Source organism: Serratia sp. CY32780 (genome assembly GCF_052169135.1).
Classification (GTDB): Bacteria; Pseudomonadota; Gammaproteobacteria; order Enterobacterales; family Enterobacteriaceae; genus Serratia; species Serratia sarumanii.
This window is the reverse complement of the sequence record NZ_JBJNLI010000001.1, coordinates 1,056,728-1,081,800: the sequence shown is the minus strand read 5'-3', so window position 1 is coordinate 1,081,800 and position 25,073 is coordinate 1,056,728. Positions and strand designations below refer to the sequence as shown.

Sequence of the window (25,073 nt, the reverse complement as noted above, 5' to 3'; positions counted from 1 at the left end):
GCATTGCCCGACCTTTTTTTATGCATGCGAACCGCGATTATTTGTCGGCGGTTTCAGCCTCTTGCGCGGCGGCGTACTCCGCGCAGGCACGCTTGTCGCCCCGCTCCAGTTCGGCCAGCGAATCGGCCACGGTATGGCGCGCCAGCACCGCAAGCGAAGCCTGTTCGGCTTCGTTCACCACCGATTTGAAATACCAGCAGGCGTTGGCGCTCACCAGGCAACGGGCCGGCACTTCAGGACGGGAAGCCCAGATGCGCTTGTCGTCGATCACCGCCAGATAGATGTCCCGCAGGGTGATCTCTTCCGCCGGGCGGCCGAGGTGGATAGAGCCGTTGCGGCCCAGGGTGGAAACGATGATGCCGTCTTTGGTCAGCGGCACCATCAGTTTGCGGATAAAGCTGGGGTTGGCTTCCAGAGCGGCGGCAAGGGTGGCGCTCGTCGAACGCATGCCCTGCTTCTCAGCTACGGCGACGCTAAGGACCATTTGCAACGCTGTCGGAAAGCGAAAATCTAACATGTCGTTATCTCTGCGAGACGAAATACTCAGGTTTGGCCGGTGTGGCGATTGGCGCCGATAACACCGCTTAATTGCACAATAATATAACAAACGCGGGGGCTTTTTTGAAGTTTTGCCCAGTGATATCGCACGCAGACATTAGAACGATCGCAAATTGTTGGGCGGGCAGAAAACAGAAACCCGCGTCAATGTTAACGCCGCTCGCTTAACCGGGTTAAACGATCAGAACTAACACTGCCCGCGGGCTTAATTCGAATGTGGCGATCAGGCTCTGTTCAGCACCAGCTGGCCGTTTTTATCCAACGGGATTTGCGTGCCCGGATCGTGATCCATGCGGATCTTGCCCTGCTGATTGCCGATCTTGTAGGTCACGTCATAGCCCAGCATTTTCTGAGACTTGTCATAGACCGTTTTGCAACGCTGCTGCACGCTGGTGGTGACGTCATTATTCTGCATCGCCCCTTGCACCTGGTTGCCGGCATAGCCGCCGCCCAGCGCGCCGACCACGGTCGCCACGTCGCGCCCGCGGCCGCCGCCGAACTGGTGGCCGATCACGCCGCCCGCCACTGCGCCCAGCACAGAACCGGCGATGCGGTTTTCATCCTGCACCGGCGCACGGTGCGTAACGGTGACGTTGCGGCATTCCTGACGCGGCGTTTTGATGGTTTCTTTAATCGGCGTTGCGGCGAGCACCTGCGCATATTGCGGACCGGCAGAAAAGACGTCCAGGCTGGCTACCGCGGCAATCCCCAGAGCGGCAGCGATACCAATCCCAACACCGGCTAACATTGACTTGTTCACAGGAAACCTCCTGAAAGTGTTACCACGCATTTTTTCCGGGGTCTGTTACCGGCATGGCACCGCGCTTATTATTTTGCGCATGGGCGGCTTGCGGTATCCCGGTTTACGGCGTGCGCGACGCGCCGTCTGTAAACGAGGTAAAGTCTGCACAATGATCTGAAGCCCCGCAATAAGACAAGGGGACCAAAAATGCGGGAAAACGGCCGTTTTTCCGCTGTTTAGGAGGAATCTTAAGAGTTTTACCCATACCGACGACAGCTTATGCTGAAGAATCAAGCAACCGCCGCCGATCGCCTCGCGCCGCCATAAAAAAACCCGCGCGGGCGAACCGGCGCGGGTTGGTCGACAAAGGCGGTATCAGTGCATTTTCAGACGTGGGCGGATCACCCGGTTGATGCCGCCCACCAGCATCATCAGGCCGGTTTTGATGTAACCGTGCAACGCCACCTGGTGCATGCGGTACAGCGAGATGTAGACGAAGCGCGCGATGCGCCCTTCCACCATCATCGAGCCGCGCATCAGGTTGCCCATCAGGCTGCCGACGGTGCTGAAGCGCGACAGCGACACCAGCGAGCCGTGGTCTTTATACACGTATAGCTTCAGCGTCTGGCCGTTCATCAGCGCCAGGATATTGGTGGCGCAGCGCGAGGCCATCTGGTGCGCCGACTGAGCGCGCGGCGGCACGAAACCGCCGCCCTCTTTCGGGCAGGAGGCGCAGTCGCCGATGGCGAAGATGTTCGGATCGCGCGTGGTCTGCAGCGTCGGCTCCACCACCAGCTGGTTGATGCGGTTGGTTTCCAGGCCGCCTATATCCTTCATGAAGTCCGGCGCCTTGATGCCGGCCGCCCACACCATCAGATCGGCGTCGATGAACTCGCCGCCCTTGGTGTTCAGGCCTTTGGCGTCCGCGCTGGTCACCATGGTGTTGGTCAGCACGCGCACGCCCAGTTTAATCAGCTCCTGGTGCGCCGCAGCGGAAATGCGCGGCGGCAGCGCCGGCAGAATGCGCTCGCCGGCCTCCACCAGCGTCACGTTCAACGCGCTGTTGTCCAGGCCTTCGAAACCGTAGCTGTGCAGCTGCTTCACCGCGTTGTGCAGCTCGGCGGACAGCTCGACGCCGGTGGCGCCGCCGCCGACGATGGCGATGTTGACCCGCTCTTTTTGCCCCGGCTGCGCCGAGAATTTCAGGAACAGATTGAGCATTTCGTTGTGGAAACGACGCGCCTGATGCGGGTTATCCAGGAAGATGCAGTGCTCTTTCACGCCCGGCGTACCGAAATCGTTCGAGGTGCTGCCCAGCGCCATCACCAGAATGTCGTACGGCAATTCGCGCGCCGGCACCAGCTCACCGCCCTGCTCGTCGCAGATCTGCGCCAGCTGCAGCGTTTGCGTCTCGCGGTTGATGTTGGTCAACGACCCCAGTTGGAAGCTGAAATGGTGGTTGCGCGCGTGCGCCAGGTAGCTGAGCGCATCCACGCCGTCATCGAGGGAACCGGTCGCCACTTCGTGCAACAGCGGTTTCCACAAATGGCTGTGGTTGCGATCCACCAGCGTGATCTCCGCTTTGTTCTTGCGGCCAAGTTTATGGCCCAGGCTGGTCGCCAGCTCCAAGCCACCGGCGCCGCCGCCAACAATAACGATTTTCTTCTTTGGCGTTGTCAAAATAACCCCCTAAATGTGAACCATTTGTTATTCCAGGGTAAATAAATAATATCCTTAGAATACATAGGGTTCGCTTAAAATAAATCGGCTCTCTGAGGCCAGAATAACATGTGAGGTTATTTGGTCATACCAAAATTGACGTACATCAAATTTTTTTGGTTAAAGGCTGGACGAGGGGATTTTTTGGCGATTGTGATTCAAATAGTTAGCGCTGAGTCACAGTTTTAAATTTTGCCGATTGCCACGCAAGATCTTGCCTGGGCGCACAAAAAAGCCGCACTTTCCGCCGGTGAAAAACGGGAAGCGCGGCTCACGGCAGCGTTATGAAACTGTTAACCCAGCGCCTTGAACGCCTTGAGCCGCTGCAGATGGGGGGAGATGTTTTTGAACTTGTGCGTCTGCTGTTCATCCCACACGATCTCGTAGTAGTGATGCAGCAATTCGGCGCTGCGCCGGTTATCCAGCACCTCGTCGTGCCGCGACAGCACCACCAGACAGCGGTCGCGATTTTTCTCGCGGAAATCCTCCACGCACTTGGTGGCGATATCGCGATACTCTTCCGGCCGGTCTATCTTGCCGTGCATGTGCTCTTCTGGATACAGGTTCGGGTTGAACATCGCCTGGCGAATGCCGCACAGGAAGCCGATGCGCTCCGCCCAGAAGCCGCCGAGGCCGACCCCGCAGATCAACGGGTGCGCGTCGCCGCCCTGCTGCACCGCCTTGTCCACCTCTTTCAACAGATGCTGCATGTCGTGACGCGGATGCAGCGTGCTGTAGCTGATGAAGCGCACGTCCGGATCGATAAACTGCAGCTGTAACACCTTTTCATGATTGCCGGGACTGGTGGAATCGAAGCCGTGCAAATAGATAATCATGTGGATCCTCGCAACAAGCCAAGGGCCGCGGGCGCGGCCCTCATCATTTCCGCTCTGCGCCGCGATGCGGCGCCTGGATTCACCCTTGCGAACGCTGCTTGTGCTCCTCCCAGCGTTCGCTCAGCGCGCTGAGCGCCTTGTGCGCCTGCTGCCAGCGCTCGGAGTCGCGCAGTTCCTGACGGGTGAACTGACCGCGATGATATAACCGCTTCACCTTCTCTGCTTTGACCGGGGACAGGTTATCCAACACGCTGACCGCGCCTTCGCGGTGGTTGCACACCAGGATCATGTCGCACCCGGCATCCAGCGCCGCCTGGCCGCGCTCGGCGTAGCTGCCCATGATGGCGGCGCCTTCCATCGACAGATCGTCGGAGAAAATCACGCCGTCGAAGCCCAGCTCCTGACGCAGGATCTGCTGCAGCCAGTAAGGCGAGCCGCTGGCCGGGCGCGGGTCCGCTTCAGTATAGATGACGTGGGCCGGCATGACGGCGTCCAACAGTTGGCGGTTGATCAGCTCGCGGAAGATCGCCATGTCATGCTCGCGGATCTGCGCCAGCGGCCGCGGATCGCGCGGGGTTTCCTTGTGCGAATCGGCGCTGACGGCGCCGTGCCCAGGGAAGTGTTTGCCGGTGGTTTTCATGCCGGCGCTGTGCATGCCGAGGATAAAGCGTTCGGCCATCGCCAGCGCCTGCTGCGGATCGCTGTGGAACGAACGTTCGCCGATCGCCGCGCTGCCGTGGCCGATGTCCAGCACCGGCGCGAAGCTGATGTCGATATCCTGCGCGATCATTTCCGCCGCCATCAGCCAGCCGGCCTCCTGCGCCAGCCGGCCGCCTTCCTGCGCATTGTGCAACGCGGCGAACGACTGCGCCGCCGGCAGGCGGGTGAAGCCCTCGCGGAAGCGCTGCACGCGCCCGCCCTCCTGGTCTACCGCCACCACCAGCCGATCGTGCGAGGCGGCGCGGATCTGGCGCACCAGCTCACGCAGCTGCTCCGCATCGTGGAAGTTGCGGGTAAACAGGATCAATCCGCCAACCAGCGGGTGTTTCAAAATCTCGCGTTCTTCTGCATCCAGCTCATAGCCGGCGACATCTAGCATTACTGGGCCCACGGGCACCTCACTTCATTATTGTTCGTTCAGAATTCGGATGATGATAAACAGAATCGCCGGCGCACTGCAGCGCCCCAGCGTAAAAATTCGGCGTCGCCGCTCTGTTGCCAGCGCACTTCAAACCACAGCAGCATCAGATAATCCACCCACGGCAGCCAGCCCCGCACCTGGGCCTGCAGCCGGGCGGCGTCGTGATAGCCCTGGCGCGCGTAGTGCTGCAAAAAGCGCTGCTGCTGCCCGGCCGACCAACCATTGCCGCGAAACAGCGCGGCGATATCCAGCGCCACGTCGCCGTCGGCGGCATACTCCCAGTCGATCAATCGCAGCCCCTCACCGGTGGCGAGCAAATTGCCCGGGTGGATGTCCATGTGCAGCGGCGCCAGGCGCAGCGGCCGTGGCGGCACACTTAGCAAAAAATGGCGCTGCAGGCGCAGCCAGGCGGGGGTTACACGCCGCGTATCCAGCTGCGGCCAGTAGCGGAGGAACTGCCGCCGCAGATCCAGCCGGTAACCGCTGAGCGGCCGCCGATGCAGTTCCGCCGCCATCGCCGCCAGCTCGCCGCGCTGATTCAGCGCCGCAAACTCGGCATCTGTGACGACGTCACCTTCGAGCCATTCAAGGATAAGCCACTGATTATTCTGTGCGAAAACCCGCGGCCCCAGCCCCGGCGCGCAGCGGCGCAAGACCCGCGCTTCGCGCCGTCGGCTCACGCCCAGCGCGCGTTTTTCCGCACTGTGCTGGCGCGCCAACAGCGTGATGCCCGCGCCGTCGATGCGCCAGCTCTCGCCGGTCAGCCCCTGCACCGGGCTGAAATGACAACCGGCGGTATTCACCGCCGGCAGTCTGGTTTCCATCAATCGTCGCAGCGCGGCCTCAGCGTTTAACGGCGCCATTGCCCGACCAGACGATCTCGCCGGTTTGCACCAGCATCAGCTGCATATCCAACGCCGGCGACTTCACGTCGCCGCTGACGTCGCTGTACAGCACGTACTGCGCGCCGACGATGCGCGCCAGGCCAATCGCCTTGCTGCGCGAACCGAAGCTGTCATCCGCCGACAGGCCCAGCGTTTGTCTGGCGCTGGTCAGCTTCGCTTCCGGCACCACGCTGAAGGTGGAGTTCGACGCCAGCGCCTTGTACAGCGCCGCGGTAGCTTTGCCCATCTGCAGCGAACCGTTAGTGTTGTTCTTGACGCTGTCCAGCAGCAGCACGCTGCCGGCCGTGACGCCATCGGCCTTCAGCATCTGCCCCACCAGCGGCTGAACGCTGCCCAGCCAGTCAAGCTGCTGGATTTTCGGCGGCTGCGGCACCGGCTCGGTGGTTGGCGGCTGTGGCTGCTCGACCGGCGGCGTCGGCTGTTCCGGTTCGACGGTGACCGGCGGCAACGGTTGTTCCGGCTCAGGCGGGCGCGACAGACAGCCGCTGAGGGTTAATGCGGCCAGCGCCACTAAGACGTACTTTTTCATGCTTTTTCTCCAAACCTGGCAAGCGCTTACAGGTACAGATACAGACGCGCGCTTTTAGCGTCCAGATTGCCGTTAATCGAGTAAATTTTGGCGTCCGAGTCGGGCGCCACCACGATCTCGCGCGGTTTCTCGAAGGGGCGAATATCCAGCCCCTGCGCGTCGTACCAATAGAAGCGGTAATGTACGGTGACCGGCGTCATTTGGCTGTTGTTGAGCACCGAGGTCGCCATCACCCGCCCGGAGGCGTTCGAAATCGAGGGCGTATCGGCCAAAATGCCGGCGGTCAGCACCGAAGGATCCATCACAACCGTCTGCCCTTGGTTGACCGCGATGCCGGGCGATGAACTGCATCCCATCAGCAACGCGGCGGGCAGCGCCAACGCCATCAGACCACGGAGAGTTTTTTTACCGCGCATGATTTCCTCGCTTAACGTGACAGCAGCGGCCCCAGCGAGCGGCCACCGACCAGGTGCATGTGAATATGATAGACCTCCTGACCGGCGTGGCGGTTGCAGTTGACGATCAGGCGGTAGCCGTCCTCGGCGATGCCTTCCTGTTCGGCGATCTTCGCCGCGGCGGTGATCATGCGGCCCAGCGCGGCTTCATGCTCCACGGTCACGTCGTTGACGGTTGGGATCAGCACGTTGGGAACGATCAGCACATGGGTGGGTGCCTGGGGAGAGATGTCACGGAAAGCGGTGACCAGTTCGTCCTGATAAACCACATCAGCAGGGATTTCGCGGCGGATAATTTTACTGAAAATCGTTTCTTCGGCCATCTGGCGTTCCTTGTTTTACACAATTAGCTGTACGCAGTATGAGTGACAAATTCTACTGCTTTCAACCTGATTGCGCACTTTCCACGTCGAGTGCTGCAGATTCGCGCAGCCCGGCGCCGCGCTTGTGCATCTTTTCACTTTGGTTATTCACTATTGTTGCTTTACTTGCCCCGCGCCGCCGCCAATAGTAACCCCATGATTAACAAAGGATAGAGGGTGCTATGCCACTGAGGATTTCGGCGCTGTGCGCGCTGTTGCTGAGCGCCGCCGTGCAGGCGGCCACGGCGGGCGGTATCGATCTGCAGGCTAACCGAGAGCCGATACGCGCGGAGAAAAACCCGGCCGCTATCGCACTGATTCCGGCAAACTTTCACTTCGCGGTGCCCGGCAAGCTGACGGTGGCGGTGGCGTTCGAGAACTCTCCGCCGCTGGCGCTGTTCGCCGAGGACAATAAAACGCTGATCGGCAGCGATCCGGACATCGCCCGCCTGGTGGCCGACAGCCTTGGGCTGGCGCTGAATCTGGTGCCTACCTCGTGGGAAGATTGGCCGCTGGGCATCAGCACCGGCAAATACGACGCGGCGATCTTCAACATCGCCGTCACCAAACTGCGCAAGACCAAATTCGACTTCGCCACTTATCGGGTGGACACGCTGGGCTTTTACGTCAAATCCACCAGCCACATCACCTCGATCAACCGGCCGCAGGACGTCGCCGGGCTGCGGGTCATCGTCGGATCCGGCACCAATCAGGAAAACATACTGTTGGGATGGGATAAGCAAAACCGCGCCGCCGGGTTGCCGCCGGTGCAGCCGATCTACGTGACCGACGACGCCGCCACCAACCTGAGCATTCAGTCCGGGCGCGCCGATGCGTTCTTCGGCCCCCACTCCACCGGCGCCTACAAGGCGGCGCTGACCGGCAAGACCAAAATGGTCGGCATCGGCCCCAGCGTGGCCTACGTCGCGGTCACCACCAAAAAAGGCAACGGTTTGGTGAACGCCGTCAACGCCGCCATCAACGGCGTCATCGTCAGCGGCGAATACGCGCAGGTGCTGGAGCGCTGGGGCGAAGGCGACGAAAAGGTCGAGCGCTCCGCCATCAATCCGCCGGGCATCGGCGACTAGCCGCCGATCAGCTGCGGCGCGTGCCGACGCATCCACTCGGCCAGCGAATCCAGCGTCGGCCGCAGCGATTTACCGAGCGCGGTGACCTGATACTCCACCCGCGGCGGCACTTCGGGAAACACCTGCCGCGTCACCAGGCCACGCTGCTCGAACAGCCGCAGCTGACGCGTCAGCTCTTTTTGCGCAATGGGCGCCACCGCCCGCTGCAGCTCGCTGAATCGCACCGGGCCGTCGATCATTATCAGCCGGTACAGGATCGGTATCGCCCACTTGCCCGACACCAGATTGACGAAGTCCACCATCGGGCAGGGTTCGCCCGCCGGCGGCAACGCCGCCAAATTATTTTCCGCCGCTAATGGCGCTTGTGCCGTCATTTCATTCCACCTCGCCCTTTAGTATCCAAAAGGTGCCTACTATGCAAAAGTAACTATAGCGCAAATAATGCCGCAACTGACGCTAAAGAGGAATCGGTTATGGCACGACTGCAAGGCAAATACGCATTGATTACCGGCGGCACCAGCGGCATCGGGTTGGAAACCGCCCGCCAGTTCATCGCCGAGGGCGCAACGGTGGCGATCACCGGGCGCAGCCAAAGCGCCCTGGACGCGGCGGGCCAGGCATTGGGTGGCAAGGCGCTGTTGCTGCTGAGCGACGCCGGCGATATTCCGCAGCAGCGCGAACTGGCGCAGCGGCTGGGGCAACGGTGGCCGCGGCTGGACGTGCTGTACATCAACGCCGGCGACGTTACGCATCGCCCGCTGCAGGAGTGGGATGAGCAGAGCTATCAGCGGCTGATGGACATCAACCTGAAGGGGCCGTTTTTTCTGATCCAGGCGCTGCTGCCGCTGCTGGCCAACCCTTCTTCGGTGATCCTGTGCGGTTCGGTCAGCGCCCATATCGGCCTGCCGCAGAGCAGCGCCTACGCCGCCAGCAAAGCCGGCTTGCTGTCGCTGGCCAGAACGCTGTCCGGCGAGCTGCACGCGCGCGGCATTCGCCTTAACGGCCTCAGCCCCGGCCCGACCGAAACCCCGGCGTTGGGTAAGCTGGGGTTGGCGGAAGCGGATGAACAGGCATTACGCGACGATATCCGCGCGCTGGTACCGATCGGCCGCATGGGCAGCGCGCTGGAGCTGGCCAAAGCGGCGGTGTTTCTGGCGGCGGACGAGTCGGCCTTTATGGTCGGCGCCGAGCTGCAGATGGACGGTGGTGTGGGAAATTTATAATTTAGCGACGCGGCCGCGCCCCGCGCGGCCCGCAAGATCACCCCAAACCGGGAATATCGACGCCGAAGGTCTGCAACAACAGCACCACGTTGAGCAGCACGATCACCACCGTGCCGACCACCGCCGCCAGGCTGGTCCAGCGGCCGTTGGCGAACTCGCCCATGATGTCGCGGCGGCGGGTGAACATCACCAGCGCAATCATCGGCGCCGGCAGCGCCAGGCTTAGTACCACCTGGCTATAGACCAGCGCGTCGGTGGCGTTGACGCCCATCGCCACCACGATAAACGCCGGCACCATGGTGACCAGGCGGCGCACCCACACCGGGATGCGGAAGCCAACGAAGCCCTGCATGATCATTTGCCCGGCCATGGTGCCCACCACCGAGCTGGAAATGCCGGAGGCGATCAACGAAGCGAGGAAGATGCCGGCGGCCGCCGCGCCGAACAGCGGCGTCAACGTATGGTAGGCGGTGCCAATTTCGGCCACGTCGCTATTACCGGCGTGGAAGGCGCTCGAGGCCATGATCACCATCGCAATATTCACCAGCCCGGCGAGCGCCAGCGCGATCACCACTTCAATATTGGAAAAACGCAGCAGCTTGCGCCGCTCGCCGTTGTCGCTGGCCGGGCTGCGGTGCTGGGTCAGCCCCGAGTGCAGGAAAATGGCGTGCGGCATCACGGTGGCGCCGATAATGCCGACGGCGATGGTCAGCGCTTGCGCGTCCGGCAACTGCGGCGTCACCATGCCGAGGCCGGCCGCTTGCCAGTCCACCGGTACGATGAACATCTCCACCAGATAGCACAGCGCGATGATGCCCACCAGGCCGCCGATCATCAGCTCGACCGGGCGGAAACCTTTCTTTTCCACCATCAACAGCGCATAGGTGATCACCGCCGTCACCCCCATCCCCGCCAGCAGCGGCATATGGAACAGCAGCGCCAGCGCGATCGCCCCGCCGAGAAACTCCGCCAGATCGGTGGCCATCGCCGCCACTTCGCTGAGCAGCCACATGCCGATCACTACCGGCCGTGAAAACTGGTCGCGGCACATCTCCGCCAGATTGCGGTTGGTGACGATGCCGAGCTTGGCCGACAGCGCCTGGAACAGCATGGCGATCAGGTTGGCCATCACCACCACCCACAGCAGGCTGTAGCCGTATTTCGCCCCGGCCTGAATATTGGTGGCGAAGTTGCCGGGATCCATATAGGCAATAGAGGCAATCACCGCCGGGCCGGCGAACAGCAACGGCGTAAAGGCGCCGCGCTTGCGTCCGGCAAGGGCGGCGCCAATCGCGATGTTGGTCCGTTCGGTTAACGATGGAGTGGTTGCCGCGTCACGCATGAATTACCCTCAATCTTTCACTGGTTATTTTTCCACCTACCATGCCGACAATGTAGCATCGGCTACACTTTATGCAACAGGCGAAATTCATTGGCTTTGTGTAGAGATATTTCTAACTACCACAATGCGTGGCATCGAATTGATAATGTGTGCTATTTGGACTAACTTAGGGCAACCCTCCCCGCATTGCCGGGAGACGCCATTTTTATGCTTACAGGACGCCCCACGCTATGGTTACCCGCGCGCCAGATAACGCCGATCGCCACGCCCAGACCGACATGCCGGACGAGGCCGAGCACGCCCTGCGTTTTAGCCGCGCCCGCGAAGCGCAGTCCAATGCGCTGATCGAAGATTACGTTGAGCTGATCGCCGATTTGCTGCAAAGCACCCGCGAAGCCAGAACCACCGATATCGCGCGCCGCTTCGGCGTGTCTCACCCGACGGCGATCAAAAATATCGCGCGGCTGAAAAGCGCCGGACTGGTGGAATCGCGCCCTTATCGCGGGGTGTTTTTAACCGAGGAAGGCGAGCTGCTGGCGCAGAAGGTGCGCCGCCGTCACCGCATCGTGGTCGATCTGCTGATGTGCGTCGGGGTGCCGAGCGAAACCGCCGAGCTGGACAGCGAAGGGATTGAGCACCATATCTCGGACGAAACGCTGGCGGTGTTCGAGCATTACCTGCAAAAGCACGCCAAGCCCTGACTCCCGGAGCGCCGATGAGCTACGCCGTGCAGCAAATCCACGATCTGCGCCTGGTGGTGTTCGCCGAAGCCGGGCCGCCATTGAAAGACGAAAACGACGTCAGCCTGTTTATCGCGCCCGCCTTTGAGCACGATGCCGGAATGATTGCCCTCCCCGTCAACCGCCTCGACGCCGCCTTTTTCCAGCTCAGAAGCGGCGTGGCCGGCGCCGTATTGCAGAAATTCATCAACTACCGCCTGCGCGTTGCGCTGCTGGGCGATATCTCCCCCTGGCTGGCGCAAAGCAACGCGCTGCAAGATTTCGTGCGTGAGGCCAACCGCGGCGAACAGGTCTGGTTCCTCCCTTCTCTCGCCGAACTCGAACAGCGCCTGGGCGCCTGACGGCAGGCAATAAAAAAGGGAGGCTTTCGCCTCCCTTGATAACTCCCCTGCCTGAATCAGTGATTACGGATGTATTCGTCCATATCGGTTTTCAGGTTGTCGGACTTGGTGCCGAAGATGGCCTGCACGCCGGAGCCCGCGACGACTACGCCGGCTGCGCCCAGTTTCTTCAGGCCCGCCTGGTCAACTTTGGACACGTCGGCCACGCTGACGCGCAGACGGGTGATGCAAGCATCCAGGTTAGTGATGTTTTCTTTACCGCCGAAGGCCTGAACCAGCGCCGCGGACATTTCGGAACCGCCCTGCGCAGTCTGCTCGGCAGCGGTGTCTTCACGGCCCGGGGTTTTCAGATCCAGCTTGGCGATCAGCACGCGGAAGATGGTGTAGTACACCAGACCGTAGACGATGCCGACGATTGGGAACAGCCAGATTTTGCTGCTGTTGCCGCTCAGTACGATAAAGTCGATCAGGCCGTGCGAGAAGCTGGTGCCATCGCGCATGCCCAACAGGATGCAGATTGGGAACGCCAGGCCGGCCAGGATAGCGTGGATCACGTACAGGATCGGCGCGACGAACATGAAGGAGAACTCGATCGGCTCGGTGATACCGGTCAGGAACGAGGTCAGCGCGGCGGAGATCATGATGCCGCCGACTTTCGCGCGGTTTTCCGGCTTGGCCGAGTGCCAGATGGCGATGGCCGCAGCAGGCAGACCGTACATTTTGAACAGGAAGCCGCCGGACAGTTTGCCCGCGGTAGGGTCGCCCGCCATGTAGCGAGGGATGTCGCCGTGGAATACCTGGCCCGCCGCGTTGGTGAATTCACCGATTTGCATTTGGAACGGTACGTTCCAGATGTGGTGCAGACCGAATGGCACCAGAGCACGCTCAACCACGCCGTAAATGCCGAAGGCCACGACCGGGTTCTGATAAGCCGCCCACTGCGAGAAGGTCTGGATAGCCGTACCGATCGGCGGCCAGATGAAGGACAGCACTACGCCCAGAACGATCGCCGCCAGACCGGAAATGATCGGCACGAAACGCTTACCGGCAAAGAAGCCCAGGTATTCCGGCAGTTGAATGCGGAAGAAGCGGTTGAACATATAGGCCGCGATGGCGCCGGAGATAATCCCCCCGAGCACACCGGTATCCGCCAGGTGTTTGGCCGCAATCTCCTCAGCCGGCAGGTGCAGCACCAGCGGCGCAACCACCGCCATGGTTTTCACCATGATGCCGTAGGCCACCACCGCCGCCAGCGCGGAAACGCCGTCGTTGTTGGTGAAGCCCAGGGCGACGCCGATGGCGAAAATCAGCGGCATGTTGGCGAAGACCGAACCGCCCGCTTCCGCCATCACGTGGGAGACTACCGCAGGTAGCCAGCTAAAGTTGGCGGAGCCGACGCCCAGCAGGATACCTGCGATAGGCAACACGGACACCGGCAGCATGAGCGATTTACCTACTTTTTGCAGGTTTGCAAATGCGTTCTTGAACATAGTTGAGTGTGCTCCTGAGTAATAATGCTTTGCTACTTCTTGTCGCGATGATTCGCGCTGCAAGGGGGGGAGAAAAACCCCTGCAATTCAGGGTGTCTGAGCACCCCTTGAATTTATTACGCAGAGTAAAATAAATAGCCTGCGCAATGTTTGATGACAATCACGTTTCGATGATCGAGCCGCGGTAACTTTGCATAAACCGGCTGTTTTTTGGCGAAACAGACCAAAAAACACGCATCAATCACCCTGAAACGGGAGGGAACCTTACCCGTTTCAGTGATTAATTACGAGCTTAAAAAAAATTACGCAGACAATGATCTACAGCTATAGCCTAGGTCAAAGATCACAGTTCGAGGTGAAATAAACGTGAAAAGTTGGCGGTGGTGGCTTCGGCCAGTTGTTCCAGGCTGACGCCCTTCAATACCGCCATGTATTCAGCCACATCGCGCACATAGGCGGGTTGGTTTTCTTTGCCGCGATGCGGCACCGGTGCCAGATAAGGCGAGTCGGTTTCCACCAGAATGCGATCCAACGGCACATAGCGCGCCACCTCGCGCAGCTGTTCGGCGTTGCGGAAGGTGACGATGCCCGAGAAGGAGATGTAGAAGCCCAGATCCAGCAGAGCTTCGGCCGTGGCCAGATCTTCAGTGAAGCAGTGGAGTACGCCGCCGCAGTCTTGTGCGTTCTCTTCACGCAGGATCGCCAGCGTGTCCGCGCGCGCATCGCGAGTGTGGACGATCACCGGCTTGTTCAGATCCCGGCCGATGCGGATATGTTCGCGGAAAGAGTCCTGCTGCAGCTCAAGGTTGTCTTTCTGGTAGAAGTAATCGAGCCCGGTCTCCCCCAGCGCCACCACCTGCTCCGCTGCCGCCAGGCGACGCAGTTCGGCGTAATCATACCCCTCTTCCAGATTGAGCGGATGCACCCCGCAGGAGAAGGCCACGTCGTTGCGCTCGCCGATCAGCTCGGTCATGGAACGGTAACCCGGCAGCGTGGTGGCGACCGCCAGCACATAGCCGACGTCGCGCGCCTTGGCTTTGGCCAGCGCATCGTCCACATTCTGGTGCAGCGTTTGATAATCCAGACTGTCAAGGTGGCAATGAGAATCGACTAACAACATAATTTTTAACTCTTTTACTTTACAGCGAATGAGGGTGGGAATAGCCGGCGGCGCCGAGCATCTGTTCCCAGCGAAGTAACTGTTCGGTCAGCAGCAGCTCACGATTGACGCCCACCACGCTGAGCAGCTGATGGCGGCAGTTCAGCCACTGCTGCACGATCTGCTGCAGCGAGGCGCTGCTCAGCAGGCTGGCCAGCTGATGCACCAGCGGCTGCTGATCCTGATTCAATACATAGTGATGCGCGCCCTGCTGCCACTTCATCGCGTCCACCAGCAGCGCGCACAGCCAGTGCAGGCGCTCGGCGACGTCTTCATGGTTCAGCACCGGCAGCAGCGACAGCATATCGCGCTGCGGCAGCGCGGCGCTCAACGCGGCGCACAGGGCGCTGCGCTGTTGCCACTGCTGCGGCTGCAACAGCTGTTCAGCGGCCAGCGGCGCGCCGTCGTGCAGGCGCAGCGCCGTGAGGCGGTCCGTCTGAGAGCCGGCCGCCTGCCGGCCCAACCACTGCAGGCTGAGCTGCTCATCCGGGCTGGCCAAATGCCAATACAGGCAACGGCTGCGCAGCGTCGCCATCAGCCGCGACGGCTCACGGCAGCCCAGCAGAAAATAGGTTTTCTCCGGCGGCTCTTCCAGCGTTTTAAGCAGCGCGTTGGCCGCCGCTTCGGTCAGCTGTTCCGCCTGCGGCAGCCAAATCACTTTAGCGCCGCCCTGCTGCGCGTGGGCGTACAGCGTTTCAATCACCTGGCGGATCGGCTCGATGCCCAGGCTGCTCTTGCCCTTTTCCGGCGCCAGCACGTGATAATCCGGGTGGTTTCCCGCCAGCATCAGCCGGCAGCTGTGGCACTCGCCGCAGCTTTTTTCACCGTTGCGCTGCTGGCAGATCAACCAGCGGCTCAGGCCGTAGGCCAGCGCATCGTCACCGTTGCCCGCCGCCGCGTGCAGCAGCAGCGCATGATGGCCTCGGCCGTCGGCGTACTGCCCGATCAGCTGGCGATAAGGGCCGTTCAGCCACGGGTACCAGTTCATTATGCGCCTTCCTGCTGCCGCAGCCAGTGGCCGATACAGTCGCGGATCGCCGTGGTCACCTGCTCCAGCGGCTGGGCGGCGTCGACGGTGACGATGGTTTTATCCTGCGCCGCCAGCTCGAGATAGCGAGCGCGGGTGCGTTCGAAGAACGGCAGCGCCTCCTGTTCGATGCGATCCAGCTGACCGCGCGCCTGTGCGCGTTGCAGGCCGACCAGCGGCGGCAGATCGAGATACACCGTCAAGTCCGGGCGAAAATCCCCCAGCACGGTGTCGCGCAGCGAGCTCATCAGCTGCGGATCCACACCGCGGCCGCCGCCCTGGTAAGCCTGTGAAGAGAGATCGTGGCGATCGCCCACCACCCAGGCGCCGCGCGCCAGGGCCGGTTTGATCACGGTTTCCACCAGTTGCACGCGCGCGGCGTACAGCATCAATACTTCGGCCTTGATGGTCGGCAATTCGCCGTCGATGCCGCGCTTGAACAGATCGCGCAGCTTCTCCGCCAGCGGCGTGCCGCCCGGCTCGCGGGTGAAGACGATGTCGCTGACGCCGTGTTCGCGCAGCACATTGACCACCGTATCGCGCGCGGTGGTTTTACCCGCGCCTTCCAGCCCTTCGATAACAACGAATTTACTTTTCATTCTTTTCCTTTAACGCCTGACGGTACACGCGCACCGCCTGGTTATGGCTCGCCAGATTGGTGGTGAAGGTATGCCCACCCTTGCCGTCGGCGACAAAATAGAGATAAGGCGTTTTGGCCGGATTGGCGGCCGCCTGCAGCGAGGCTTCGCCCGGCATGGCGATCGGCGTTGGCGGCAGGCCGGCGATCACATAGGTGTTGTACGGCGTCGGCGTCTCCAGATCCTTGCGCGTGATGTTGCCATTATAGCTTTCGCCCATGCCGTAGATCACCGTCGGATCGGTCTGCAGGCGCATGCCGATGCGCAAGCGGTTGACAAACACCGACGCCACCTTGCTGCGCTCTTCCGGCACCGCGGTCTCTTTCTCGACGATCGAGGCCATGGTCAGCAGCTCTTCCGGCGTTTTATACGGCAGGCTGGTGTCGCGGCCGGCCCAGGCGGCCTGCAGCGCTTTGTTCATGCGCACGTGTGCGCGTTTGAGCAGCGCGATGTCGCTCATGCCAGCGGTATACTGATAGGTATCCGGGTACAAATGCCCTTCCGGCGTTTCTCCCGCAGGAATGCCGAGCGCTGCGGCAATCTCCGCTTCGCTCTTGCCCGCCAGGGTGTGTTTCAGGTATTTGGACTGCTGCAGCACCTGCTGCCAGTCACGCAGGCGTGAGCCTTCGATAAAGCGTGCGGTGAACTGCGCCTCTTTGCCGCTGGCCAACAGTTTCAGCATCTGGCGCACCGTCATGCCCGGCGTGAACCGGTAGGTGCCGGCTTTAAACTCCGCCAGCTCCGGCTCCAGCTTCAGCAGCCACTGGAACCAGCGGCCGTTGCGCACCAGCTTATCGCGCACCAATAGCCCTTCCAGCGCTACCCGACCGGTGCCGGCCGGCAGTTTGAAGATGGTTTCTTGTTGGATAGCCAGTGGCGTATCGGCAAAGCGTTCGATCTTCTGGTAGCCCCAAAACAGCAGCGCCAATACCAGAACAACAATAATAGACAGGACCTTCAGCTTTCTTTTCTTCATCAATCAGCCATGGTTAACAGTGTGGACGCAAAAAATCATACAGCTGGCGCGAAGCATAGCGCCATGATTGCGCAGCGTTTACCGGCAGCAGCGGCATCAGCGCATTGCTCACCAGGACTTCGTCGGCATCGGCCAGCGTCTCCAGCGGTTCACTGACGCAGTGCAGACGGTATTCCGAGCCCGCCAGCAGCGCGATCACCCGCCGCCGCATCAGGCCCGCGACGCCTGCCTGGCTCAGATCCGGGGTAAATACCGCTTTTCCCTTACGCCAGAACAAATTAGCCGCACAGCATTCCACCAGCATACCGGCAGTGTCAAGCACCAGCGCCTCGTCGGCGGCCGTCTGGTCAAGATGCGCGCGGATCAGCACCTGCTCCAGGCGGTTCAAATGCTTCAACCCCGCCAGCAACGGATTGCGCGCCAGCGCCACCGGGCTGAGCGCAAGCGTGATGCCCTGCTCGCGCCACTGCAAATAGTGCGCAGGGTAGCTGCTGCGGGCCACGATGCGCGTCGGGTTTTCGCACCCCGTCGGGCTGTAACCCCGCCCGCCGCTGCCGCGCGTCAGTATCGCTTTGACCACGCCGAGCGGAATTGATTCGGCCGCCAGCGCCATCTCCCGCTCGAAAGCCAGCCAATCGGTGGCGGGCAGCATCAGCCGCTGCGCCGCTTGCTGCAGCCGCTCCAGATGCCAGGGCAGCAGCTCGATTTTACCATCGATAACCCGGGCGGTAGTAAAGCAGCCATCGCCGAACTGCAGGCCGCGATCGCTCGGCGCCAGCGCATCGTGGCGTTGTCCGTTAATCCAGTACATGCTTCCTCCTGTTGCCGGGTGATTTCATTACGCTCGCAGAATAGCAGGCGACGAGGCGATACGCAGCCCTGTTGGTGTCCAGACGATAGGCGTAAAAAAGCCCGGTTAAAAAACCGGGCTTTCATCAGCTATCCACAGCGCGAGTTACACTCGGCGGAAGATCAGCGAGCCATTGGTGCCGCCGAAGCCGAAGGAGTTACACAGGCTGAACTCCATATCGCTGACCTGGCGCGCTTCGTGAGGCACGAAGTCCAGATCGCAACCTTCATCCGGGTTATCCAGGTTGATGGTTGGCGGTACCGCCTGATCGCGCAGCGCCAGCACGGTGAAGATAGACTCGATCGCGCCTGCCGCACCCAACAGGTGGCCAGTCATCGATTTGGTCGAGCTCACCAGCACGCGCTCTGCATCGGCGCCGAAGACGGATTTCACCGCCTGCGCTTCCGCCTGGTCGCCCGCCGGCGTAGAGGTGCCGTGCGCGTTGATGTAGCCGATTTGTGACGGGGTCACACCGGCGTCAAGCAGGGCATTTTCCATCGCCAGCGCAGCGCCTGCGCCGTTTTCCGGTGGCGACGTCATGTGATAAGCATCGCTGCTCATCCCAAAGCCCACCACTTCGGCGTAGATTTTCGCGCCGCGCTTTTTCGCGTGCTCGTACTCTTCCAGCACCATCATGCCGGCGCCGTCGCCCAGCACAAAGCCGTCGCGGTCTTTATCCCACGGACGGCTTGCCGCCTGCGGGTTATCATTACGGGTGGACAGGGCGCGCGCTGCGCCAAAGCCGCCGACGCCCAATGGGGTGCTGGCTTTCTCTGCCCCACCGGCCAGCATCACGTCCGCATCATTGTAGGCAATGATACGCGCCGCATGGCCGATGTTGTGCACACCTGAAGTACAGGCGGTGGCGATGGAAATGCTTGGGCCACGCATGCCGTACATGATTGTCAGGTGACCGGCAATCATATTCACGATGGTGGATGGCACAAAGAACGGACTGATTTTCCGTGGGCCACCGTTAACCAGTGAACTGTGGTTTTCTTCGATCAAACCCAGGCCGCCGATGCCGGAACCGATCGCGGCTCCAATGCGGCTGGCGTTAGCCTCGGTGATGTCCAGGCCTGCATCCTGCATGGCTTGCATGCCGGCAGCGATACCGTACTGGATAAAGGCGTCCATCTTGCGCGCATCTTTGCGCGAGATGAAATCCTCGGAATTAAAATTCTTTACCAGGCCAGCAAACTTGGTCGCATAGGCAGTGGTATCGAAATGGTCGATCAGGCTGATGCCACTCTGACCGGCAAGAAGAGCGTTCCACGTGGACTCTACCGTATTGCCGACAGGAGACAACATGCCCAGTCCGGTCACAACTACTCGACGCTTAGACACGTTTGTCCTCCAGGGAGGGAAAAATATGACACTAGGGATAGAAAAAACTTAGGCGGTCGAGCGACCGCCTAGATATGTTCTCTTACTGCTGGCTAGCGTTGATGAAATCAATAGCTGCCTGAACAGTAGTGATCTTCTCAGCTTCTTCGTCTGGAATCTCGGTGTCGAATTCTTCTTCCAGTGCCATTACCAGCTCAACGGTGTCAAGAGAATCAGCGCCCAGATCTTCAACGAAAGAAGCGTTGTTCAAAACTTCTTCCTGTTTAACACCCAGTTGCTCAACAATGATTTTCTTAACGCGTTCTTCGATAGTGCTCATACTCTTAAATTTCCTATCAAAACTCGCTTTCGCGATGGTTTTCGTAGTGTATAAAATGCTGAAAAAGATGCAACTAAATCCCGGCTGGTCAAACCACGATTTTACGCTATTTTGCGGTTTTTGCCTCAAATAACGCAAATGGTTTTCACATTTTTTAAATCATGTACATGCCGCCATTGACATGTAGCGTTTCACCGGTGATATAGCCGGCCTCATCAGAGGCCAAAAATGCAACAGCGCTGGCGATTTCTTTAGCATCGCCCAGCCGGTTGGCTGGAACTGATGACAAAATGCCTGCGCGTTGATCATCTGTCAACGCCCGTGTCATGTCCGTCTCAATAAAGCCAGGTGCCACGACGTTGACCGTAATGCCACGCGAAGCAACTTCACGTGCCAAAGATTTGCTAAAACCAATCAGACCGGCTTTAGCCGCCGCGTAGTTCGCCTGCCCTGCGTTCCCCATGGTGCCGACAACGGAACCGATGGTGATGATACGGCCAAACCGCTTTTTCATCATAGCGCGCATTACCGCTTTTGACAGGCGGAATACGGAAGTCAGGTTGGTGTCGAGGATATCCTCCCACTCATCATCCTTCATACGCATCAGCAGGTTATCACGCGTGATGCCGGCATTATTCACTAAAATGTCGATTTCGCCAAATTCGGCGCGAATCGATGCCAGCACGCTGTCGATAGATTGCGCATCAACAACGTTCAACATAAACCCTTTGCCGTTTGTGCCCAGGTAGCTGCTGATCGCTTCAGCGCCGCTCTCGCTGGTCGCGGTGCCGATCACTTTGGCGCCGCGTGCCACAAACGTTTCTGCAATAGCTCGGCCAATACCGCGGCTCGCGCCGGTGACCAGAACGATTTTACCTTCGAAGCTCATCATTTTCCTCTTTATTGTTCAAGCGCCGCCGACAGGCTGGCGGTGTCGTTCACCGCCGCAGCCGTCAGGGTGTCAACAATACGTTTAGTCAGACCGGTCAGCACTTTGCCCGGCCCCACTTCCAGCAGCGACGTCACTCCCTGTGCTGCGATAAATTCTACACTCTCGGTCCAACGCACCGGGCTGTACAGCTGACGCACCAGCGCGCTGCGGATCGCTTCCGGATCGTTTTCGGTGCGCACGTCGACGTTGTTCACCACCGGCACCTGCGGCGCGTTGAAGGTGATGTTCTGCAGCGCCACGGCCAGCTTGTCGGCGGCCGGTTTCATCAGCGCGCAGTGCGAAGGCACACTCACCGGCAGCGGCAGCGCGCGCTTGGCGCCTGCGGCTTTGCAGGCGACGCCTGCGCGCTCAACCGCTTCTTTGTTGCCGGCGATGACCACCTGGCCCGGCGAGTTGAAGTTGACCGGAGAAACCACCAGCCCCTGCGCAGACTCTTCACACGCCTTGGCGATCGCGTCGTTGTCCAGACCGATGATGGCGTACATCGCGCCGGTGCCTTCCGGCACCGCTTCCTGCATCAGCTTGCCGCGCAGCTCAACCAGACGGATCGCCGCCTTGAAGTCCAGCACGCCGGCGCAGACCAGCGCCGAGTATTCGCCCAGGCTGTGGCCCGCCATCAGCGCCGGCGATTTACCGCCCTGCTGTTGCCAAACGCGGAAAATCGCCACCGAGGCTGCCAGCAGAGCCGGTTGGGTCTGCCAGGTTTTGTTCAGCTCTTCCGCCGGGCCTTGCTGCACCAGCTGCCACAGGTCGTAACCCAGGGCGGAAGACGCCTCGCCGAAGGTCTCCTCGACGATCGGGAACTGTGCGGCCAACTCGGCCAGCATGCCAACGGTCTGCGACCCCTGGCCCGGGAAAACAAAAGCAAATTGCGTCATTTTTTCTTCCTGTCCAAATCAGAAACGAACCAGCGCCGAGCCCCAGGTAAAGCCGCCGCCGAAGGCCTCCAGCAGCACCAGTTGGCCACGCTGAATTCGCCCGTCGCGCACCGCTTCGTCCAGTGCGGAAGGCACCGAGGCGGCAGAAGTGTTGCCGTGACGATCGAGCGTCACCACCACTTTGTCCATCCCCATGCCCAGTTTTTTCGCCGTTGCGCTGATGATGCGCAGGTTGGCCTGGTGCGGCACCAGCCAATCCAGCTCGCTGCGGTCCAGGTTGTTGGCCTGCAGCGTCTCGTCGACGATGCGCGCCAGTTCGGTGACCGCAACCTTGAAGACTTCGTTGCCCGCCATGGTGACATAGGCCGGCTTGTCTTGATTCTGACGATCCTTGTACGGCAGCGTCAGCAGGTTGCCGTAGCTGCCGTCGGCGTGCAGATGGGTAGACAGAATGCCCGGCGCTTCAGAAGCCCCCAGCACCACCGCCCCTGCGCCATCGCCAAACAAAATGATGGTGCCGCGATCTTCAGGATCCAGCGTGCGCGACAAGACGTCCGCGCCGATAACCAGCGCATGTTTGACCGCGCCGTTCTTCACGTACTGATCGGCCACGCTGAGCGCGTAAGTAAAGCCGGCGCAGGCCGCAGCCAGATCGAACGCCGCGCAGTCTTTGATGCCCAGCATTTGCTGCACCAGGCACGCCGCGCTCGGGAACGCGTGAGTGGTCGTGGTGGTCGCCACGACGATCAGCCCAATGTCTTCTTTAGCCACACCTGCCATTTCCAGCGCTTTCTCAGCGGCCTGGAAGCTCATCGTCGCGACGGTTTCATCCGCAGCGGCGATGCGACGTTCGCGGATACCGGTACGCGTGACGATCCATTCGTCAGAGGTATCCACCATTTTTTCCAAATCAGCATTGGTGCGCACTTGTACGGGCAAATAACTCCCCGTACCGAGAATCTTTGTATACATGTACGATCAGTCACTCTTAGGTAATACAGCCTCAAGGCGCGCAGCAATCCTTTCCGGGACTTGCCGCTGCACCGCCTGCACAGCCTGTTCGATTGCGACTGCAAACGCGTGAGGGTTCGCAGCGCCGTGGCTCTTGACTACGGTGCTGCGCAATCCTAACAGACATGCGCCATTATACTGGTCGGGGTTCAGGTGGCCGAACCGCTTAACCACCCGTTTTTGCAACCAACGGCCCAACAATTTCAGCCACCACGCTCGCTTGTTGCCGTCGCCGGACGATTTCAGCAGCGATAAGAACACCCTGACCACCCCTTCCATGGTTTTCAGGGTGACGTTGCCCACGAAGCCATCGCACACCAACACGTCGGTCTTGCCGGTGAGCAGCTCGTTTCCTTCCAGGTAACCAATATAGTTGATTGCCGGAGTATTTTTTAGCACAGCGGCCGCTTCGCGGATATTATCCAGGCCTTTGGTCTCTTCTTCGCCAATATTCAGCAGCGCCACCCGCGGTTGCGCAATGCCGATCACCTCTTCCGCCATCACCGCGCCCATCACGGCAAACTGCACCAGCATGGTGCTGTCGCACTCGACGTTGGCCCCCAAATCCAGCACCACGGTTTTACTGCGTTGCTGATTCGGGATCGCCGTCATCAGCGCCGGGCGCTCGATGCCTTCCAACGGCTTGACCAACAGCTTCGCCAATCCCATCAGCGCACCGGTATTGCCGGCGCTGACGCAGCCCTGCGCTTTACCGCTGCTGAGCTGCTCGAGCGCAATGCGCATCGACGTGCCGCGGCTGGCGCGTATCGCTTGTGAAGGTTTGGCGTCGCCGGCGATCACGGACTCGGCGGGCACGACTTGCAGACGCTCCAGAAGAACCGGATCGGCGTGGGCAAGCAAAGGGGAGATGACGTCGGGATTGCCGACCAGCAGGAGGTGAAGCTGTAAATTAGAGGCCAGTGCCTGCAACGAAGCAGGCACTGTGACGCAGGGACCGAAGTCCCCGCCCATTGCATCTAACGCCAGGGTTAGACGAGTCAAGGTATCGCTACTTAGCCGATAACCTTGCGACCGCGGTAGAAACCGTCGGCAGTGATGTGGTGACGACGGTGAGTTTCACCGGATACTTTGTCTACAGACAGAGTAGTCGTGGTCAGAGCATCGTGAGAACGACGCATGCCACGCTTGGAACGGGTTGGTTTATTCTGTTGTACGGCCATGGACCTTACTCCTCAATTACTTACGCTTTAAACTGGCTAATACGGCAAACGGATTCGGTTTCTCCGCCTCGGGAGGCAGTTGGCCAAATACCATGTCCGCTTCGGACACTTCACAGTGTTCAGATTCATGTACCGGAACGACAGGCAGTGAAAGAATAATTTCGTCTTCAATCATCGCCAACAGATCGACTTCGCCAAACTCGTCAACTTCGATCGGTTCGTACGCTTCCGGTAATGCCTCAGCCTGCTCATCATTGACGACCGGGCTAAAACAATATGTTGTGTGAACCTGATGTTCGAACGGGACTCCACAGCGTTGGCACATCAACGTTACCGTGACGTCCGCATGCCCTGTTATCACCGCGAGGCGTTGATTGTCGATATTGAACGACAACGACACCTCGACATCACTGTCCACACTGACCACGGAGTCGGCAACACGAGTAACCTGCTCAGGCGCATAGACACCAGCATAGTCCAGGCGTTTCTGAGCGGTACGTACCGCATCAATGGTCAAGGGTAATTTTACCTTTTGCATAGGGCGCGCATATTAACTTTGTAACGACATAGAGTCAAAGAAAAAGGCCGTAAAACGGCTCCTTTCACCAATATTCGCTTCCACAGCGGCCGACAGTTTAAAATGCCATACCCATTTACGCTACGGTTTGCGAAAAAAATTATGCAGAGATTGCTTTTAGCCTCCACCTCACCCTATCGAAAAATGCTGCTGGAGAAGCTGCAGCTGCCCTTCGACTGCGCCGCACCCGAGGTGGATGAAACCCCACTGCCGGGCGAAAGCGCTGAAGCGCTGGTGCTGCGCCTGGCGGCGGCGAAGGCTCAGGCGCTGGCCCTCGCCTATCCCGAGCATCTGATCATCGGCTCCGATCAGGTCTGCGTGATCGATGGCAACATCACCGGCAAGCCCCATACCGAGGAAAACGCCCGGGCGCAGCTGCGCCAGGCCAGCGCCCAGGCCGTGACCTTCTATACCGGCCTGGCGCTGTACAACGGCCGCAGCAAGCAGCTGCAGGCCCTGTGCGAGCCGTTCCACGTGCATTTTCGCGCGTTGAGCGAAGCGGAGATCGCCGCCTATGTACGTCTGGAGCAACCGCTGAACTGCGCGGGCAGTTTCAAGAGCGAGGGATTGGGGATCGCGCTGTTCGACAGGTTGGAAGGCCGGGATCCGAACGCCCTGATCGGCCTGCCGTTGATCGCGCTGTTGGACATGTTGCGGGCTGAAGGCATCAACCCGCTGGTCTGACGC

At 60.3% G+C, this 25,073-nt stretch carries 30 protein-coding genes; 5 read left to right on the top strand and 25 right to left on the bottom strand.

Annotated elements, in window-relative coordinates; genetic code table 11:
- Positions 1-37: 37 nt before the first annotated feature.
- The 9 genes from ACJ8HH_RS05310 to hinT all read right to left on the bottom strand — a co-directional run bounded on the left by ACJ8HH_RS05310 (position 38) and on the right by hinT (position 7,208).
- Positions 38-517: an RrF2 family transcriptional regulator gene (locus ACJ8HH_RS05310; RefSeq protein WP_025302433.1), complete on the bottom strand. Its 480-nt coding sequence runs from the start codon at positions 515-517 to the stop codon at positions 38-40.
- Between the two features lie 264 nt (positions 518-781).
- Positions 782-1,318 carry a glycine zipper 2TM domain-containing protein gene (locus ACJ8HH_RS05305; protein WP_004928798.1) on the bottom strand — a complete coding sequence of 179 codons (537 nt, stop codon included), beginning with the start codon at positions 1,316-1,318 and terminating at the stop codon, positions 782-784.
- 357 nt (positions 1,319-1,675) lie between these two features.
- A complete protein-coding gene (locus ACJ8HH_RS05300) occupies positions 1,676-2,980 on the bottom strand; it encodes an NAD(P)/FAD-dependent oxidoreductase (RefSeq protein ID WP_039566584.1) in 1,305 nt (434 codons plus the stop codon).
- A 332-nt stretch (positions 2,981-3,312) separates the two neighbouring features.
- Positions 3,313-3,855, bottom strand: coding sequence for an alpha/beta hydrolase YcfP (gene ycfP, locus ACJ8HH_RS05295; RefSeq protein ID WP_015377468.1), 543 nt, complete (start codon positions 3,853-3,855; stop codon positions 3,313-3,315).
- 79 nt (positions 3,856-3,934) lie between these two features.
- Positions 3,935-4,954, bottom strand: coding sequence for a beta-N-acetylhexosaminidase (nagZ, locus tag ACJ8HH_RS05290; protein WP_060426344.1), 1,020 nt, complete (start codon positions 4,952-4,954; stop codon positions 3,935-3,937).
- 38 nt (positions 4,955-4,992) lie between these two features.
- A complete protein-coding gene (thiK, locus tag ACJ8HH_RS05285) occupies positions 4,993-5,859 on the bottom strand; it encodes a thiamine kinase (protein WP_060425623.1) in 867 nt (288 codons plus the stop codon).
- Positions 5,840-6,430 (bottom strand): penicillin-binding protein activator LpoB, encoded by a 591-nt coding sequence (gene lpoB / locus ACJ8HH_RS05280; RefSeq protein WP_033646436.1) that lies wholly within the window; start codon positions 6,428-6,430, stop codon positions 5,840-5,842. Before lpoB ends, thiK begins: the two co-directional genes overlap by 20 nt.
- Positions 6,431-6,456: 26 nt before the next feature.
- Entirely contained in the window at positions 6,457-6,846 is a 390-nt protein-coding gene (locus tag ACJ8HH_RS05275) for a YcfL family protein (protein WP_033646437.1), read from the bottom strand.
- Between the two features lie 11 nt (positions 6,847-6,857).
- Positions 6,858-7,208, bottom strand: coding sequence for a purine nucleoside phosphoramidase (gene hinT, locus ACJ8HH_RS05270; RefSeq protein ID WP_004928776.1), 351 nt, complete (start codon positions 7,206-7,208; stop codon positions 6,858-6,860).
- 221 nt (positions 7,209-7,429) lie between these two features.
- On the opposite strand from hinT, the gene ACJ8HH_RS05265 reads away from it, so the two are divergent.
- Complete coding sequence (locus tag ACJ8HH_RS05265) at positions 7,430-8,335, top strand: transporter substrate-binding domain-containing protein (protein WP_060425622.1); 906 nt, start codon at positions 7,430-7,432, stop codon at positions 8,333-8,335.
- Here the strand turns inward: ACJ8HH_RS05265 and ACJ8HH_RS05260 are convergent.
- A complete protein-coding gene (locus ACJ8HH_RS05260) occupies positions 8,332-8,709 on the bottom strand; it encodes a winged helix-turn-helix transcriptional regulator (protein WP_072264913.1) in 378 nt (125 codons plus the stop codon). The genes ACJ8HH_RS05265 and ACJ8HH_RS05260 overlap by 4 nt on opposite strands.
- Positions 8,710-8,808: 99 nt before the next feature.
- Here ACJ8HH_RS05260 and ACJ8HH_RS05255 point away from each other — a divergent pair, with 99 nt between their 5' ends.
- Positions 8,809-9,558, top strand: coding sequence for an SDR family oxidoreductase (locus ACJ8HH_RS05255; protein WP_033655057.1), 750 nt, complete (start codon positions 8,809-8,811; stop codon positions 9,556-9,558).
- A 37-nt stretch (positions 9,559-9,595) separates the two neighbouring features.
- Here ACJ8HH_RS05255 and ACJ8HH_RS05250 read toward each other — a convergent pair whose 3' ends face one another.
- Positions 9,596-10,900, bottom strand: a complete 1,305-nt coding sequence (locus ACJ8HH_RS05250; RefSeq protein WP_004928764.1) for an Nramp family divalent metal transporter — start codon at positions 10,898-10,900, stop codon at positions 9,596-9,598.
- Positions 10,901-11,130: 230 nt separating this feature from the next.
- Between ACJ8HH_RS05250 and mntR the strand changes: the two genes are divergently transcribed.
- Entirely contained in the window at positions 11,131-11,601 is a 471-nt protein-coding gene (gene mntR / locus ACJ8HH_RS05245) for a manganese-binding transcriptional regulator MntR (protein WP_033638048.1), read from the top strand.
- 14 nt (positions 11,602-11,615) lie between these two features.
- Positions 11,616-11,981, top strand: coding sequence for a DUF4180 domain-containing protein (locus tag ACJ8HH_RS05240; RefSeq protein ID WP_060420596.1), 366 nt, complete (start codon positions 11,616-11,618; stop codon positions 11,979-11,981).
- Between the two features lie 56 nt (positions 11,982-12,037).
- Here ACJ8HH_RS05240 and ptsG read toward each other — a convergent pair whose 3' ends face one another.
- The 14 genes from ptsG to yceD all read right to left on the bottom strand — a co-directional run bounded on the left by ptsG (position 12,038) and on the right by yceD (position 24,347).
- Positions 12,038-13,471: a PTS glucose transporter subunit IIBC gene (gene ptsG, locus ACJ8HH_RS05235; protein ID WP_016928184.1), complete on the bottom strand. Its 1,434-nt coding sequence runs from the start codon at positions 13,469-13,471 to the stop codon at positions 12,038-12,040.
- A gap of 343 nt (positions 13,472-13,814) precedes the next feature.
- Positions 13,815-14,591, bottom strand: a complete 777-nt coding sequence (locus ACJ8HH_RS05230) for a metal-dependent hydrolase (protein ID WP_016928186.1) — start codon at positions 14,589-14,591, stop codon at positions 13,815-13,817.
- Between the two features lie 19 nt (positions 14,592-14,610).
- Entirely contained in the window at positions 14,611-15,618 is a 1,008-nt protein-coding gene (holB, locus tag ACJ8HH_RS05225) for a DNA polymerase III subunit delta' (protein WP_033646441.1), read from the bottom strand.
- Positions 15,618-16,256: a dTMP kinase gene (gene tmk / locus ACJ8HH_RS05220; RefSeq protein ID WP_060451468.1), complete on the bottom strand. Its 639-nt coding sequence runs from the start codon at positions 16,254-16,256 to the stop codon at positions 15,618-15,620. The genes holB and tmk overlap by 1 nt, the downstream gene beginning before the upstream one ends.
- Complete coding sequence (gene mltG / locus ACJ8HH_RS05215; protein WP_033646443.1) at positions 16,246-17,271, bottom strand: endolytic transglycosylase MltG; 1,026 nt, start codon at positions 17,269-17,271, stop codon at positions 16,246-16,248. The genes tmk and mltG overlap by 11 nt, the downstream gene beginning before the upstream one ends.
- Before the next feature lie 13 nt (positions 17,272-17,284).
- Positions 17,285-18,082: an aminodeoxychorismate lyase gene (gene pabC / locus ACJ8HH_RS05210; RefSeq protein ID WP_015377453.1), complete on the bottom strand. Its 798-nt coding sequence runs from the start codon at positions 18,080-18,082 to the stop codon at positions 17,285-17,287.
- Positions 18,083-18,226: 144 nt separating this feature from the next.
- Positions 18,227-19,468: a beta-ketoacyl-ACP synthase II gene (fabF, locus tag ACJ8HH_RS05205; RefSeq protein WP_033638042.1), complete on the bottom strand. Its 1,242-nt coding sequence runs from the start codon at positions 19,466-19,468 to the stop codon at positions 18,227-18,229.
- An 82-nt stretch (positions 19,469-19,550) separates the two neighbouring features.
- Positions 19,551-19,787 (bottom strand): acyl carrier protein, encoded by a 237-nt coding sequence (gene acpP, locus ACJ8HH_RS05200; RefSeq protein WP_004719003.1) that lies wholly within the window; start codon positions 19,785-19,787, stop codon positions 19,551-19,553.
- A 154-nt stretch (positions 19,788-19,941) separates the two neighbouring features.
- Positions 19,942-20,676, bottom strand: a complete 735-nt coding sequence (gene fabG, locus ACJ8HH_RS05195; RefSeq protein WP_049213155.1) for a 3-oxoacyl-ACP reductase FabG — start codon at positions 20,674-20,676, stop codon at positions 19,942-19,944.
- An 11-nt stretch (positions 20,677-20,687) separates the two neighbouring features.
- Positions 20,688-21,617: an ACP S-malonyltransferase gene (fabD, locus tag ACJ8HH_RS05190; protein WP_060436216.1), complete on the bottom strand. Its 930-nt coding sequence runs from the start codon at positions 21,615-21,617 to the stop codon at positions 20,688-20,690.
- An 18-nt stretch (positions 21,618-21,635) separates the two neighbouring features.
- Positions 21,636-22,589 (bottom strand): beta-ketoacyl-ACP synthase III, encoded by a 954-nt coding sequence (locus ACJ8HH_RS05185; RefSeq protein WP_060418432.1) that lies wholly within the window; start codon positions 22,587-22,589, stop codon positions 21,636-21,638.
- A 6-nt stretch (positions 22,590-22,595) separates the two neighbouring features.
- Positions 22,596-23,630, bottom strand: a complete 1,035-nt coding sequence (gene plsX, locus ACJ8HH_RS05180) for a phosphate acyltransferase PlsX (RefSeq protein WP_071883797.1) — start codon at positions 23,628-23,630, stop codon at positions 22,596-22,598.
- Between the two features lie 11 nt (positions 23,631-23,641).
- Positions 23,642-23,809, bottom strand: coding sequence for a 50S ribosomal protein L32 (gene rpmF, locus ACJ8HH_RS05175; RefSeq protein WP_004927778.1), 168 nt, complete (start codon positions 23,807-23,809; stop codon positions 23,642-23,644).
- A gap of 16 nt (positions 23,810-23,825) precedes the next feature.
- Positions 23,826-24,347 carry a 23S rRNA accumulation protein YceD gene (gene yceD / locus ACJ8HH_RS05170; RefSeq protein WP_004927780.1) on the bottom strand — a complete coding sequence of 174 codons (522 nt, stop codon included), beginning with the start codon at positions 24,345-24,347 and terminating at the stop codon, positions 23,826-23,828.
- A gap of 141 nt (positions 24,348-24,488) precedes the next feature.
- Between yceD and ACJ8HH_RS05165 the strand changes: the two genes are divergently transcribed.
- The gene (locus tag ACJ8HH_RS05165; protein WP_060436215.1) at positions 24,489-25,070 is read left to right on the top strand and encodes a Maf family protein; all 582 of its coding nucleotides are present in this window, start codon (positions 24,489-24,491) and stop codon (positions 25,068-25,070) included.
- Positions 25,071-25,073 lie beyond the last annotated feature (3 nt).

Excerpts from the sequence above, each read along its gene's own strand:
- mntR (WP_033638048.1), top strand. The coding sequence starts at position 11,131 with ATGGTTACCCGCGCGCCAGATAACGCCGATCGCCACGCCCAGACCGAC.
- ycfP (WP_015377468.1), bottom strand. The coding sequence starts at position 3,855 with ATGATTATCTATTTGCACGGCTTCGATTCCACCAGTCCCGGCAATCAT.
- ACJ8HH_RS05265 (WP_060425622.1), top strand. The coding sequence starts at position 7,430 with ATGCCACTGAGGATTTCGGCGCTGTGCGCGCTGTTGCTGAGCGCCGCC.
- holB (WP_033646441.1), bottom strand. The coding sequence starts at position 15,618 with ATGAACTGGTACCCGTGGCTGAACGGCCCTTATCGCCAGCTGATCGGG.
- ACJ8HH_RS05310 (WP_025302433.1), bottom strand. The coding sequence starts at position 517 with ATGTTAGATTTTCGCTTTCCGACAGCGTTGCAAATGGTCCTTAGCGTC.
- acpP (WP_004719003.1), bottom strand. The coding sequence starts at position 19,787 with ATGAGCACTATCGAAGAACGCGTTAAGAAAATCATTGTTGAGCAACTG.
- yceD (WP_004927780.1), bottom strand. The coding sequence starts at position 24,347 with ATGCAAAAGGTAAAATTACCCTTGACCATTGATGCGGTACGTACCGCT.
- thiK (WP_060425623.1), bottom strand. The coding sequence starts at position 5,859 with ATGGCGCCGTTAAACGCTGAGGCCGCGCTGCGACGATTGATGGAAACC.
- ACJ8HH_RS05185 (WP_060418432.1), bottom strand. The coding sequence starts at position 22,589 with ATGTATACAAAGATTCTCGGTACGGGGAGTTATTTGCCCGTACAAGTG.
- ACJ8HH_RS05250 (WP_004928764.1), bottom strand. The coding sequence starts at position 10,900 with ATGCGTGACGCGGCAACCACTCCATCGTTAACCGAACGGACCAACATC.
- tmk (WP_060451468.1), bottom strand. The coding sequence starts at position 16,256 with ATGAAAAGTAAATTCGTTGTTATCGAAGGGCTGGAAGGCGCGGGTAAA.
- ACJ8HH_RS05275 (WP_033646437.1), bottom strand. The coding sequence starts at position 6,846 with ATGCGCGGTAAAAAAACTCTCCGTGGTCTGATGGCGTTGGCGCTGCCC.
- hinT (WP_004928776.1), bottom strand. The coding sequence starts at position 7,208 with ATGGCCGAAGAAACGATTTTCAGTAAAATTATCCGCCGCGAAATCCCT.
- lpoB (WP_033646436.1), bottom strand. The coding sequence starts at position 6,430 with ATGAAAAAGTACGTCTTAGTGGCGCTGGCCGCATTAACCCTCAGCGGC.
- ptsG (WP_016928184.1), bottom strand. The coding sequence starts at position 13,471 with ATGTTCAAGAACGCATTTGCAAACCTGCAAAAAGTAGGTAAATCGCTC.
- nagZ (WP_060426344.1), bottom strand. The coding sequence starts at position 4,954 with ATGCTAGATGTCGCCGGCTATGAGCTGGATGCAGAAGAACGCGAGATT.
- ACJ8HH_RS05255 (WP_033655057.1), top strand. The coding sequence starts at position 8,809 with ATGGCACGACTGCAAGGCAAATACGCATTGATTACCGGCGGCACCAGC.
- fabD (WP_060436216.1), bottom strand. The coding sequence starts at position 21,617 with ATGACGCAATTTGCTTTTGTTTTCCCGGGCCAGGGGTCGCAGACCGTT.
- ACJ8HH_RS05230 (WP_016928186.1), bottom strand. The coding sequence starts at position 14,591 with ATGTTGTTAGTCGATTCTCATTGCCACCTTGACAGTCTGGATTATCAA.
- ACJ8HH_RS05165 (WP_060436215.1), top strand. The coding sequence starts at position 24,489 with ATGCAGAGATTGCTTTTAGCCTCCACCTCACCCTATCGAAAAATGCTG.
- mltG (WP_033646443.1), bottom strand. The coding sequence starts at position 17,271 with ATGAAGAAAAGAAAGCTGAAGGTCCTGTCTATTATTGTTGTTCTGGTA.
- fabG (WP_049213155.1), bottom strand. The coding sequence starts at position 20,676 with ATGAGCTTCGAAGGTAAAATCGTTCTGGTCACCGGCGCGAGCCGCGGT.
- pabC (WP_015377453.1), bottom strand. The coding sequence starts at position 18,082 with ATGTACTGGATTAACGGACAACGCCACGATGCGCTGGCGCCGAGCGAT.
- ACJ8HH_RS05240 (WP_060420596.1), top strand. The coding sequence starts at position 11,616 with ATGAGCTACGCCGTGCAGCAAATCCACGATCTGCGCCTGGTGGTGTTC.
- ACJ8HH_RS05260 (WP_072264913.1), bottom strand. The coding sequence starts at position 8,709 with ATGACGGCACAAGCGCCATTAGCGGCGGAAAATAATTTGGCGGCGTTG.
- rpmF (WP_004927778.1), bottom strand. The coding sequence starts at position 23,809 with ATGGCCGTACAACAGAATAAACCAACCCGTTCCAAGCGTGGCATGCGT.